At 65.1% G+C, this 11,838-nt stretch carries 12 protein-coding genes; 6 read left to right on the plus strand and 6 right to left on the minus strand.

From position 1 onward, the window contains the following. The first annotated feature begins 184 nt into the window (after window positions 1-184). Window positions 185-532 carry a type II toxin-antitoxin system Phd/YefM family antitoxin gene (locus ACQPXH_RS22080; protein ID WP_433598434.1) on the plus strand — a complete coding sequence of 116 codons (348 nt, stop codon included), beginning with the start codon at window positions 185-187 and terminating at the stop codon, window positions 530-532. Further along, window positions 529-789 (plus strand): Txe/YoeB family addiction module toxin, encoded by a 261-nt coding sequence (locus ACQPXH_RS22085; RefSeq protein ID WP_433598435.1) that lies wholly within the window; start codon window positions 529-531, stop codon window positions 787-789. The genes ACQPXH_RS22080 and ACQPXH_RS22085 overlap by 4 nt, the downstream gene beginning before the upstream one ends. 68 nt (window positions 790-857) lie before the next feature. Here the strand turns inward: ACQPXH_RS22085 and ACQPXH_RS22090 are convergent, their stop codons facing one another. After that, on the minus strand, window positions 858-1,349 hold the full coding sequence (locus tag ACQPXH_RS22090) for a pyridoxamine 5'-phosphate oxidase family protein (RefSeq protein WP_433598436.1): 492 nt from the start codon (window positions 1,347-1,349) through the stop codon (window positions 858-860). Between the two features lie 62 nt (window positions 1,350-1,411). Between ACQPXH_RS22090 and ACQPXH_RS22095 the strand changes: the two genes are divergently transcribed. Next, window positions 1,412-2,392: a helix-turn-helix transcriptional regulator gene (locus ACQPXH_RS22095; RefSeq protein WP_433598437.1), complete on the plus strand. Its 981-nt coding sequence runs from the start codon at window positions 1,412-1,414 to the stop codon at window positions 2,390-2,392. Between the two features lie 28 nt (window positions 2,393-2,420). On the opposite strand, the gene ACQPXH_RS22100 is transcribed toward ACQPXH_RS22095, so the two are convergent. Next, complete coding sequence (locus ACQPXH_RS22100; protein ID WP_433598438.1) at window positions 2,421-3,578, minus strand: epoxide hydrolase family protein; 1,158 nt, start codon at window positions 3,576-3,578, stop codon at window positions 2,421-2,423. Window positions 3,579-3,641: 63 nt separating this feature from the next. On the opposite strand from ACQPXH_RS22100, the gene ACQPXH_RS22105 reads away from it, so the two are divergent. Next, the gene (locus tag ACQPXH_RS22105; RefSeq protein WP_433598439.1) at window positions 3,642-4,604 is read left to right on the plus strand and encodes a helix-turn-helix transcriptional regulator; all 963 of its coding nucleotides are present in this window, start codon (window positions 3,642-3,644) and stop codon (window positions 4,602-4,604) included. A 227-nt stretch (window positions 4,605-4,831) separates the two neighbouring features. Here ACQPXH_RS22105 and ACQPXH_RS22110 read toward each other — a convergent pair whose 3' ends face one another. Genes ACQPXH_RS22110 through ACQPXH_RS22125 form a run of 4 tightly spaced genes read right to left on the minus strand, consistent with a single transcriptional unit; the run spans window position 4,832 to window position 9,821 of the window. Next, complete coding sequence (locus ACQPXH_RS22110; RefSeq protein ID WP_433598440.1) at window positions 4,832-6,283, minus strand: GntP family permease; 1,452 nt, start codon at window positions 6,281-6,283, stop codon at window positions 4,832-4,834. An 11-nt stretch (window positions 6,284-6,294) separates the two neighbouring features. Further along, a complete protein-coding gene (locus tag ACQPXH_RS22115) occupies window positions 6,295-6,912 on the minus strand; it encodes a bifunctional 4-hydroxy-2-oxoglutarate aldolase/2-dehydro-3-deoxy-phosphogluconate aldolase (RefSeq protein ID WP_433598441.1) in 618 nt (205 codons plus the stop codon). Window positions 6,913-6,917: 5 nt separating this feature from the next. Then, window positions 6,918-8,528, minus strand: coding sequence for an N-acyl-D-amino-acid deacylase family protein (locus ACQPXH_RS22120; RefSeq protein ID WP_433598442.1), 1,611 nt, complete (start codon window positions 8,526-8,528; stop codon window positions 6,918-6,920). A gap of 9 nt (window positions 8,529-8,537) precedes the next feature. Continuing rightward, the gene (locus ACQPXH_RS22125) at window positions 8,538-9,821 is read right to left on the minus strand and encodes an amino acid deaminase (RefSeq protein ID WP_433598443.1); all 1,284 of its coding nucleotides are present in this window, start codon (window positions 9,819-9,821) and stop codon (window positions 8,538-8,540) included. Window positions 9,822-9,909: 88 nt separating this feature from the next. On the opposite strand from ACQPXH_RS22125, the gene ACQPXH_RS22130 reads away from it, so the two are divergent. Together ACQPXH_RS22130 and ACQPXH_RS22135 are read left to right on the plus strand one after the other, a co-directional pair. Next, a complete protein-coding gene (locus ACQPXH_RS22130; protein WP_433598444.1) occupies window positions 9,910-11,007 on the plus strand; it encodes a sugar kinase in 1,098 nt (365 codons plus the stop codon). Between the two features lie 73 nt (window positions 11,008-11,080). After that, a complete protein-coding gene (locus ACQPXH_RS22135; protein ID WP_433598445.1) occupies window positions 11,081-11,836 on the plus strand; it encodes an IclR family transcriptional regulator in 756 nt (251 codons plus the stop codon). The last annotated feature ends 2 nt before the right edge of the window (window positions 11,837-11,838 follow it).

Here is an 11,838-nt window from a genome sequence, read left to right on the forward strand (position 1 = left end):
GATGACCACCGCCAGGCGGGGCAGTTTATGCGCGGCGGTGTTCTAGGGCTCATACGCCTGATGCGCTCATCCTGGATGGGACCGGCGTATGGGCGGTGCGATCGCGGACCGCCTGGCACCCCCAGCGATTTTAACAAACTATTCCAAGATGTACAGATTTCTGTACAGTAGAGACATGCGCCCGATGACCTATACCGAAGCCAGAGCCAAGCTAGCCGAGGTTCTCGACACCGCAACCGAAGATATGGAAGAGGTCGTGATCACCCGCGCCGGACATGCACCGGCCGTCGTGATCGCCCTCAGCGAGTACGAATCGTTAAGAGAGACCGCTTACTTATTGGGCAGCCCCGCGAATGCCCGGCGTCTCGAGTCCGCAATTGCGGCATACCGGGCTGGCGGTGGGACACCGCGCGAACTGGTCGATATACCTGACGATGACGACGAGCCAGCACCCAAGCCTGCCAAGAAGGCCCGCAAGGCGGCGAAGGCAGTCAAGTCTCCAAGAGCCAGGGCGATGAAGGCGAGCCAATGAAACTCACCTTCTCGGACGAGGCATGGGAAGACTACCAATGGTTCCTGACAAACGACCGAAGAACGTTGCGGCGCATCAACACTCTGATCGAGGACATCAAACGCAACGGATATGAGGGTATCGGGAAGCCGGAACCGTTGCGCCACAATCTGTCTGGGCTCTGGTCGCGTCGCATTACCGGCGAGCATCGCATTGTGTACAAGATCGACGACGATACGGCGGTCATCTTCGCATGTCGCTACCACTACGGTGAGTAGCGAGCCCATGGAAGCGCACCGACTGTTCCGGCCAACTGCCGCAGCTGATCACCGCCGACCGGCCGTGCTCAGTGTTTGCGCACCACCCGCTCCCCCTGCCCTGGCTTCCAGATGGTGATATCCAAGTGATCGTCGATGACCTCGACGGTGGAGGCACTGGTCAGGTCCGCGGTGTAGAAGTGGTCGAATTCCTCGCCGCGGATGTCGAAGCCGGTTTCGTCGAACAGTTGCTGGGCGAAGCGGGCGTGGACTTCCTTGTCCGGGAGGTCGATGACGGTACCGAAGAGCTTCGCGTCACCGTCGCCGACTTGGGTGTCGACGGTTGCGGTGTGCAGGCAGAAGCGCGGGTCGCGGGCGAGGTCCTTGAATTTGGTGGTGTTCGGCATGCCCGCGATTACCAGCATGCCCTCGAAGATCCGCGGTTCTATGGGGCTGATGCGGGGGAAGCCGTCGGAGCGCAGGGTGCCGAGCATGCAGAGATTGCCGGTGGCCTGGTGCCGACGAGTGAAGACTGTGGCGATGCGCGGGGCTTCTTGGGTGAACTGGCTCCATGTGGTCATGGGATCGACGGTACGAGCAAAACTTGACATCTTCTGTCAAGTTTTGTGGCTAATCTCGAATCATGCGAGCGAGTCGACTGGTGCAGCTGTTGTTGCTGCTCCAAACGCGCGGCCGAACGACCGGGCCGGAGCTGGCGCGCGAGCTGGAGGTGTCGGTGCGCACGGTGTATCGCGATATCGAGGCGCTTTCCGCCGCAGGCGTGCCGATCTACAGCGAACCTGGTCGGACGGGTGGCGTGCGGCTCGTCGACGGGTACCGCACCCGGTTGACCGGTCTCACCACCGGGGAAGCCGATGCGGTACTGCTCGCCGGACACCCCGCGGCCGCTGCCGATCTCGGACTCGGCACGGTATTGGCGACCGCGCAGCTCAAAGTGCTCGCCGCACTGCCGCCTGAATTGCGTGGCCGGGCAACACGAATCGCGGAACGTATCCATGTGGACGCGCCGGGCTGGTTCCATCGCCCCGACGAGACACCAACGCTCGCAGCGGTTGCCGATGCCTTGTGGCACGACAGGCGACTCGATATCCGGTATCGGCGCAACGATCGAGCCGTCGAACGCCGCTTGGATCCACTCGGCCTCGTATTGAAAGCCGGGACTTGGTATCTCGTCGCACGTGACGGGTCAGCCATCCGCTCGTATCGGGTCAGCCGGATCACCTCGGCCGAGCAGATCGGTGAATCCTTTACGCGGCCAGACGATTTCGACCTCGCCGAGCACTGGTCGGAGTCCGCCGATGATTTCGCCCGATCGATGCTGCGTGTGCGGGCTCGCTGCCGGATCGCGGCCGCCCAACTGCGACTGCTCCGGCTGATGCACGAGCCCGCCGCGGTTGCCGAGGCGTTGGCATCGGCCACCGAACCGGACGCCGAGGGCTGGGTCGAATTGACCATTCCCTCGGAGTCCTACGAGGTGCTGGCGGGGGCGATCCTGCCACACGGCGAATTCTGCGAGGTTCTCGACCCGCCGGAATTCCGCGACCGGCTCGCCGCGACGGCCTTCGCTATGGCCGAACATTACCGAAGCCCGCACGCTCCCTGACCTTGCGCAAGCCACACCCACACAGTGCTCAGCGCAGCGAGCGGAAGAACGCGCGCACATCGTCGGTCAGCAGGTCCGGTGCTTCCATCGCGGCGAAGTGACCACCCCGGCCGTACTCGGTCCAGCGCACGATGTTGTGCTGCTGCTCTGCGAGTACGCGAATGGAATTGTCACCGGCGAATACCGCGGCCGCAGTCGGCACGCCGGAATTCCGCGCAGGCATCCCCCATGAGTCCCCCTCCCCGTACAGCCGGATCGAGGAGACGAAGGTCCTGGTGAACCAATAGAGGCTGACATTGGTCAGCAGCGCGTCGCGATCCACCGCCTCGTCGGGCAACTCGAGCGTGGGATTGCTCCAGCGCTGAAAGAGATCCACGATCCAGGTCAGCAGCCCGGCGGGTGAATCGTGCATGCCGATCGCCAGCGTTTGCGGACGCGCCGCCTGCACCATCGCATAGCCGAAGCGGGTATAGCTTTCGCTACCGGTGAGTTTGTCCAGCTTCACCCGATCCTGCGGGCTGTATTCCGGTTCCGTACCGTCAGCGCTCCAGGACGGCAGCGTGATCGGCCCGTTCACATGGATGCCGAGCACATGATCGGTGGCGATCCGTCCCAGTTCGGTCGAGACGAAGAAGCCCGCGTCGACGCCCTGCGCCCCGTACCGGTCGTAGCCGAGCCGTGCCATCAATTTGGCCACCACCTGCGCGAATTGCTCGGTCGAGCCGTCCCCGACCTTCGGTCCGGCCGCCGAGAAGACGAATCCGGGCAACGACGGGATGACCAGATGGAACGCATCGGCCGGATCACCGCCGTGCGCCCTCGGATCGCTCAAAGGTTCGATCACATCGAGGAATTCGATGAACGACCCGGGCCAGCCGTGGCTCAGTACCAGCGGTACGGCATCGGGCTCTGGCGAGCGGACGTGCAGGAAATGCACCTGCTGCCCGTCGATATCGGTGACGAACTGCGGCAGCTCGTTCAGCCGCGCTTCGACCGCGCGCCAATCGTATTCGGACCGCCAGTAATCGGCGAGCCCCTTCATATACGAGATCGACGCGCCCTTGTCCCAACCATCGCCCGGGATTTCATCCGGCCACAAGGTATTCGCCAGCCGGGCGTGCAGATCATCGATCTGGGCCTGCGGGATCTCGATGCGGAAGGGGCGGATGTCCTGTTCGGGGTTCATGAAAGCGACGGTATTACTCCCTTAGGACAGGATCGTTCCTAAGCATCTGACATTCTGGATTTCGTGTTGGAGACCTCGGCGCGCCTGCTCAAATTGCTCGCCCTATTGCAGACCCACCGCGACTGGACCGGAACCGAACTCGCCGAACGACTCGGCGTCACCGGCCGCACGGTCCGCCGCGACGTGGATCGGCTGCGTGAACTCGGCTACCCGGTGCACGCCACACAGGGCACCGCGGGTTATCGACTCGGCGCCGGGGCCGCGCTTCCGCCGCTGCTTCTCGATGACGAGGAGGCCGTTGCGGTGGCGGTCGGTTTGCGCAGCGCCTCCGACGGCACGGTCGCGGGTATCGAGGAGGCATCGCTGCGCGCGCTCACCAAACTCGAACAGGTGCTGCCGCCGCGGCTGCGCCACCGGGTCCGCACACTGCGTGGCGCGACTGTCCGGGTCGGGACACCGGACGCAACCGTGGAACCGGACACCTTGATGGCCGTCGCCGAGGCCTGTCAACGGCACGAGCGCTTGCGCTTCGACTATCGCGCACACAGCGGTGCTACCACCCGTCGTGCGGTGGAGCCGCACAGCCTGGTCCACTTCAGCAGGCGCTGGTACCTCGTGGCCTGGGATGTCGATCGCGATGACTGGCGCACCTTCCGAGCCGACCGCATCTCGCCACGAACCCCCACCGGCCCGCGATTCACGCCACGGGAACTCCCGGAAGGCGATGTCGCGGCCCACCTTTCACTACGACTCTCTTCCCGAGCCTGGCCTTACCAAGCAATTGCCTTGCTGCACAGGTCCGCCGAAGACGCCGCACCGAATGTCTGGCCCGGTATGGGCGTTATCGAAGCCGTCGATGACCACACCTGCCAACTGCACGTCGGCGCGGATACTCCGGACGCACTGGTCTGGATGATCACCTCGGTCGATATCGACTTCACATTGCTCAACGGCCCACCCGAACTCGTCACAGCCGTCCGCGCCCAAGCCACCCGCTGCACAGCCGCCCTCCGCAACTTCCACTGATCCGCGCTCTGCGACTTCGATCGAGCACCGAAGCTTCGACGGCACCGAAGCTTCGACAGCACCGACGAGGGCACCGAGTCGCATGGCCGCATTCCGTACTGCAATCTCCAGTGAGCTACTCGAAGAACATGATGGAGGTCGACCGGAAGACAACCGAGCTGCACGAATCATCCAGCCCGGCACCGGGATTCGATCGAGATGCCGGGCTGAAGCCAGCTGGAGCGAGTTCAGCTGACAATCGCGAACAGCACCGCCGCGACCGCGAAACTGACCACCGAGAGCACGGTTTCGAGCGCCGTCCAGGTCTGCAGTGTCTGCTTCACCGTCAGGTTGAAGTACTTCGAGATGATCCAGAAGCCACCGTCGTTCACATGGCTGAGAATGATCGACCCCGCCGCGATCGCCATGGCGATGAGTGCGACGGCCATCTGCGAGTAGCCGTGCCCGGTGACCAGCGGCGCGACAATGCCGCCGGTGGTCACGATGGCGACGGTGGCCGAGCCCTGTGCGATGCGCAGACCGCAGCTGATGATGTACGCGAGCACGATCACCGGCAGTCCGGCGGCCGACATGGTGTCGGCGAGAGCGGTCCCGATGCCGGTGGCGGAGATGACCTTTCCGAAGAACGCACCCGCACCGACCACCAGCAAGAGCATGCCGACCGGCTTCAGCGATTCCGCGGTGAGCGTACTGAGCTCCTGCACACTGGAACCGCGCCGCACACCGAGCAGATAGAAGGCGACGAGCACCGCGATCAACAGCGCCACGGCCGGTGTGCCGAGGAAGGTGAGCACCTGCAGCAGCCGCGAATCCTTGTCCAGCCATTGGCTGCCGAAGGTCGCACCGAGGATGAGTACCAGCGGAATCGCGATGATGCCGCCGATGAGCCCGACCGCGGGCGGGCGGGTCTCGGTGCGTACAGTCTCCGGATCCGTCGCGGTGCCAGGACCTTCGCCCTTCGCCGTAGTCTCGGCCTCCGGCCGCACCAAGAACTCGGCAGGCACCTCGACCTGTACCCGCTTGCCGATGTACGTGCCCCACACAATGCCCGCGGCGATGAATCCCGGTATGCCGCAGACGAATCCCATGATGATCAGCCATCCCAGGCTCACCCCGAGCAGTCCACCCAGTGCCACCGGACCCGGATGCGGCGGCAGAAACGCGTGGGTCATGGACAGACCCGCCAACATCGGCATGGCGTACAGCACCAGCGATCGCCCACCGCGCTTGGCGGCCACATAGATCAGCGGTGCGAGCACGAAGATGCCGATATCGAAGAAGACCGGGATGCCGAAGATGAGCCCGAGCAGACCCATGGCGACCGGTGCGCCCTTCTCACCGAAGAGGCTCAGCAGCTTGCCGGTCAGAACATCCGCACCACCGGAGCGTTCGAGGATCGCACCGAGCACCGTGCCGAGGCCGATGATGACCGCGATATGCCCGAGAATGCCGCCGAAACCCGTCTCCAGCAGCGAATCACCGGGCTTGATCGCCGTACCGACGATCTTCGACACCGGTAGTCCGGCCGCGAGTGCCAGCCCGAGTCCGGTGAGCAGCAGCGCGATGAACGGCTCCAGCTTGACCTTGATAATGGCGAGCAGCAGTACGGCAATCGCGAGACCGCACAGCACCAGCAAGCCGGGTGTGGTGGTGCGCAGCCAGTCGACAGTGGTGCCCATCTGGGTACCTCTCAATTCATGGATCGAACGAATGACGCCGCACGCGAAGCGATTTCGGACCATCGGCCCGCGGCGACGTCGGATGGGGCCACGACATCGGTACCCGCGGTCACGGCCACGGCTCCGTTGGCGAGGAATTCGGCGGCATTGCCCGCATTGACGCCCCCGGAGGGAATGAGCGCCACATCGGGGAAGGGACCGCGCAGGTCTTTCATATAGCCGGGACCGAGCGCCCTGGCGGGGAAGATCTTCACCGCGGCGGCGCCGAGGTCGAGTGCGGTGAGCACCTCGGTGGGTGTGAAAGCGCCCATGACGACCGGAATGTCGCGTTCGGTCGCGACGGCCGCGACCTCCGCGCGCACACCGGGGGTGACGAGGAACCGTGCACCGTTGTCGATCGCGGCCGCGGCCTGGCCGGCATGCAGTACGGTTCCGACACCGACGACAGCATCGGGAACTGTTGCGGCGATACGAAGGTAATCGAGCACGCCAGGCGTGGTGAAGGTGAGCTCCAAGGTGCGAATCCCGGAGCGCGCCAGCGCATCCGCGAGCGCCGATGGATCCGGAATCTTCGGCGCCCGCACCACAGTCAGCACACGGTCGGCGCGCATGACGTCCAGAGCGCTCATGGCGTTCAATATGTCTCCTTCCGCGTGGTGTCCATGCGCAGCGCGCGTCCGGCGAGCTTGCCGGTGGGCGCACCGTTCTCGATAGCGAATTCGCCGTTGACCAGCACGTGCCGAATGCCGCGCGCCTGCTGCTTCGGGTTGTCGAAGGTCGCGGTGTCGGTGATCGTCGATGGGTCGAACAGCACGAGATCGGCTGCGTACCCGGTGAATACGTGTCCGCGGTCGCTCAGTCGCAGCCGCTCGGCGGGCCGACCCGTGAGGTGATGCACACACTCCTCCAATCCGAGCACACCGAGCTCGCGGACGTAATGGCCCAGATAGCGCGGGAAGGTGCCCCAGGCGCGCGGATGCGGCCGATCACCGACGAGCAGTGCGTCGCTGCCACCCATATGCACCGGATGCACCATGATCGCGCGCACGTTCTCCTCGTGCCCGACGTGCTGCAGAATGGTGGTGGCCAACTGATCTCTGCGCAGCAGATCGAAGAACACCGCGACCGGTGCGCGATCGGTATCGGTCGCGATTTCCGCGACGGTCTTGCCGACGTACTCCCCCAGCTCCGCATTGGCGACACCGCTGATTTGAATGGTCTCCCATTCGACCGTGACGCCGTGGCAGCCGTCGGAGCCATTCACGTTCACATCCAACGTGATTCGCGCGCGCATCTCGGGATCGTCGATGCGAGCCGATGCCGCATCCGGGCCACCGGACATCGCCCAGCTCGGCAGCAGCGCCGAAAGTGTCGTGGAGCCGGGCAAGTATGGATAGGTATCGAGGGTGATATCGCATCCCTCGGCCCGGGCGGCATCGATCAGCGCCAGGAATTCCGGTGCGCGCCCGCGGTTCACGCCGAAATTCATGGTCGCGTGGGTGAGATGCAGTGCGCAGCCGGTGCTGCGCGCCAGGCCGATCATCTCGGCGTAGGCCGCCAACGCACCCTTACCGTAGGAGCGCGTATGCGGTGCATAGAATCCGCCGTATTCGGCGACGATCTCGCACAACGCCGCCAATTCCCCGGTGTCCGCATACATTCCGGGCGTATATGTCAGTCCGCTCGACATACCGACCGCACCCTCGCGCAGCCCCTGCGCGAGCAGTTCCCGCATCCGCCGGATCTCCGCCACCGTCGCCGAGCGCTGCTCGCTACCGACGACCAGCAGCCGCAGCGTGCCCTGTGGTACGAGGTACGCGGCATTCGGTGTTATGCCCTGATCGAGCCGGTGCAGATACTCCGCGACCGTGCGCCAGGAGAAGTCCAGATCGGTGGGATTGCCGTTCCATCCGGCGATCTGACGCCGCAACACCGCCAGCGTGGCGTCATCGATCGGGGCATACGAGAGCCCGTCCTGTCCGATGACCTCGGTGGTGACACCCTGGCTGATCTTCGGGAAATGGCCGGGTTCGGTGAGCAGATGCAGATCGGAGTGCGCGTGCATATCGATGAAGCCGGGGGTGAGCACCGAACCGGGCACGTCGACGACACGGGCCGCGTCGATGATCGTTCCCGGGTCGGCGATAGTGCTGATCCGTCCCCGATCGATGCCGACATCGGCGCGGAAGCGTGGCGCTCCCGTGCCGTCTATGACATCGATATCGCGAAACACTAAATCCGTCATGGCTACTCGTCAGAAGAACGTGTGAACGAGGTCGACAACACGTGGCCGCTCCGCATCGGCGTCATCAATGACCGGGATCAACCGCCACTTGTCGAAAGCGGTGCACGGATGCGACAGACCGAGCCGCACCACACTGCCGACCGGCAGGTCACCAGCGGCACCTCCCGGCAGCCGCAGGAACGTGTGCTGATCATTGAGCGCACTGACATGCGCCGCCGGATTCAACGAACCTTCCGGTCCCGCAACGAATTGCGGGACCGGAAGCCCCTCGTCGAATGGCAGATCGCGCTTACCGGCGTCCAGCAGCGCGAGTTCTGCCTCGGGTCGCGAAACGGTCCGCGCCCAGCCGTGCATCGCCGAGCGCAGCGGTCGTTCGCTGCGCGGCGCGGCCAGCGGCGAAATGCCCGCATAGAAGCCGTCGTCGTGAATGATGTACGCACCGGAGCGCAGTACCACTGTGGTCGGCACACCTTGCTCGTCGGCGAGTCCGGCCAGACATTCGACGACCAGATCCGGGAATGCGCTGCCGCCCGCGGTGACGATCGCGCCTTCCGGATAGCGTCCCGCCGCGGCGAGTTCGCGGTGTAGGCGGGCGATTTCGTCCAGATAGTGCCGGACGGCGACGATCCCGTCCGGGGTGCGATCGTGAGCGAGCGCACCCTCATAACCGCCGACTCCGGCCAGGGTCAGTCGCTCGGCGCGGCCGACGGCCTCGGCAATCGCATGCGCCTGTTCGACCGTGCGTGCTCCGGTACGCCCATGCGGCCCACCGAGTTCGACGATCACCCGAATTCGCACATCACCCGTCAGGTGCTGCTCCATCAGCGCGACGGTCTCGACACTGTCGACCCAGCAGAAGAATTCGAACTCCGGATCCCGCGCCGATTCCGCGGCGACCCAGCGCAATCCGACCGGATCGACGAGTGCATTGGCCAGCACGATCCGTCCGACTCCGAACGACCGGGCCACCTGTACCTGCCACACGGTGGCGAAGGTGATCCCCCAGCATCCGGCTGCCAACTGCTGCGCCCACAGCTGCGGGGCCATGGTGGTCTTCCCGTGCGGCGCCAGGCGCACACCCGCGGCCGCGACCCAGTCGGCCATTACCGCGACATTCGCCGCGACGGCCGCGCGATCGACGGTCAAGACCGGGGTTTCGAACTCGTCCAGGTGTGGCGCGGAGTCCAGGAAGTCGCGAACCGTGCGGCCCCACGCCGCGGGCGGCAGGCCCTTGTGCTCGGGTCCGAGCGTCCGATCCGCCAGTGCGGCAACGGCTTTCTCGTCGATAGCCATGTCGCTCCTTCCCGCGGAATCGTCTCCGCCGAATCATATCGCTCAGGAATTGCATATTTTGCAACGCTTGTTGCACATCGTGTTTTGTGTGGCTATTCTGCACTGGATGGCCGGTGGCCGCAAGGGCAGAAGGGAGATCGATGTGACGTGGCCTACGACGTCGCACCGCCCGCGGGCGGTGACCATCGGTGAGGGGCTCGCCGTGCTGGTGGCGCGTCCCGGTCCGCTGGAGGACTCGGAGAACTTCGAGCGAACCGCGGGCGGCGCCGAGGCGAATGTGGCCACCGTGCTCACTCAGCTCGATGTGGACGCCGCGTGGATTTCCCGGGTCGGCGATGACGGATTCGGCCGGTATCTCACCGGACACCTCGTGGCACGCGGCGTGGACGTGTCGGCGGTCGTCATCGATCCCGTACGCCCCACCGCCGTCTATGTGAAGGAGCGCGGCAGCGGCTCGGGCAAGGCGACCGATCTGGCCGATGGAGCCAGCCGCATGCTGTACTACCGCACCGGCTCCGCCGCCAGCGCGCTGTCCACCGCCGATCTGACGGCGGCGGCCGGACTGCTCGAACGCACCGACCTCGTGCACTTCACCGGAATTACCACCGCGCTCTCGGAATCCGCGACCCGCCTCACGGAATCCCTTGTCGCACTTCCCCGCCGAGGCATGCTGGTCAGCTTCGATCTGAATTACCGTCCGGCGCTGTGGGCGGGGCGCGTCGAGCGGGCAGCCGAGGTGCTGGCTCGTCATGTACGCGGCTGCGATGTGGTGTTCCTCGGCGCCGACGAGGCGGATGCGGTCTTCGGCACCGACGACGCCGACCGCTTGCGGGGTCTGTTCCCCGAGCCGGAACACTTGGTGGTCAAGAACAATGAGCATTCGGTGACCGGATTCTCCGGAGCCGAGCGTATCGAAGTGCCCGCGCTGGAACTGGAGATCACCGAGCGGATCGGTGCCGGTGATGCCTTCGCGGGCGGATATCTTGCCGCCCTGCTACGTGGACGACCGCTGGAGCAGCGGCTGCGCTTCGGGCATCTGTGTGCCGCCGCCGCGCTGACCGGCGCCGGTGATGTCGCGGAATTGCCTTCACCCGGTGCGCTGGCGGCATTGGCGGCACTCGACGAGTCCGCCTGGGGGCGCGTGCACTACACCAGAGATGTCGTAGCAGAGAATGTGGCGTCATGAGCGAGCGTGGCGAGCGAATCGAAGGCACAGCGCCCATGGCGATGACGGAGCCGAGCGCCGGCGAGGCGAAGTCATGAGCCAGAGTTTGTTGCGCGCGTTGACCATCCTGCTGTCACTCGGGGAGGATGCGCGCTCGCTCGATCAACTGGCCGGTGAGCTCGGCGTGCACAAGTCGACGGTGCTGCGACTGCTGCAGACCATGGAATCGCAACGCTTCGTCACACATGACAGCCAGCACCGATACGTCCTCGGCTCCCGGATTTTCGAACTCGCCAACCGCGCCTTGGAACAGCGTGATGTTCGCACCCTCGCCCGCCCGCACCTGAGCGCACTGAATTCCGCTACCGGACAGACGATTCACCTCGCCACCTACGAATCCGGTGACGCCATCTACATCGACAAGTTCGATGCGATCCAGAGCGTGCGCATGTATTCCCGCATCGGTCGACCCGCCCCGCTGCACTGCACGGCGGTCGGGAAGGTGCTCGTCGCCGCACAGCCGCGCACGGAATGGCGCGCGATCGCCGAGCGCCTCGACTACCGCGAGTTCACCGACCGCACCATCCGTACCCCGGAGCGCTATCTGGAAGAGCTGGAACTCGTTGCGACACAGGGCTATGCGGAAGACCACGAGGAACACGAGAGCTTCGTCAACTGCATCGGCGTCCCGGTGCGCAATGGCACCGGGACCGTGGTCGCCGCGGTCTCGATGTCGGTGCCGGACATGCTGCTCGACCACGACCAGGTGTTGGCCGAACTGCCGCGGGTTGGCGCAGCGGCCGATGCCATTTCCGCCGAACTCGGCTGGACTCCCGCCGCACCCCACTGAAA

The organism is Nocardia sp. CA-135953 (genome assembly GCF_050955735.1).
Lineage (GTDB): Bacteria > Actinomycetota > Actinomycetes > Mycobacteriales > Mycobacteriaceae > Nocardia.

Coding starts and splice junctions, on each gene's coding strand:
- ACQPXH_RS22125 (WP_433598443.1), bottom strand. CDS start 9,821: ATGGCTATCGACGAGAAAGCCGTTGCCGCACTGGCGGATCGGACGCTC.
- ACQPXH_RS22120 (WP_433598442.1), bottom strand. CDS start 8,528: ATGACGGATTTAGTGTTTCGCGATATCGATGTCATAGACGGCACGGGA.
- ACQPXH_RS22095 (WP_433598437.1), top strand. CDS start 1,412: ATGCGAGCGAGTCGACTGGTGCAGCTGTTGTTGCTGCTCCAAACGCGC.
- ACQPXH_RS22085 (WP_433598435.1), top strand. CDS start 529: ATGAAACTCACCTTCTCGGACGAGGCATGGGAAGACTACCAATGGTTC.
- ACQPXH_RS22115 (WP_433598441.1), bottom strand. CDS start 6,912: ATGAGCGCTCTGGACGTCATGCGCGCCGACCGTGTGCTGACTGTGGTG.
- ACQPXH_RS22100 (WP_433598438.1), bottom strand. CDS start 3,578: ATGAACCCCGAACAGGACATCCGCCCCTTCCGCATCGAGATCCCGCAG.
- ACQPXH_RS22090 (WP_433598436.1), bottom strand. CDS start 1,349: ATGACCACATGGAGCCAGTTCACCCAAGAAGCCCCGCGCATCGCCACA.
- ACQPXH_RS22135 (WP_433598445.1), top strand. CDS start 11,081: ATGAGCCAGAGTTTGTTGCGCGCGTTGACCATCCTGCTGTCACTCGGG.
- ACQPXH_RS22110 (WP_433598440.1), bottom strand. CDS start 6,283: ATGGGCACCACTGTCGACTGGCTGCGCACCACCACACCCGGCTTGCTG.
- ACQPXH_RS22080 (WP_433598434.1), top strand. CDS start 185: ATGACCTATACCGAAGCCAGAGCCAAGCTAGCCGAGGTTCTCGACACC.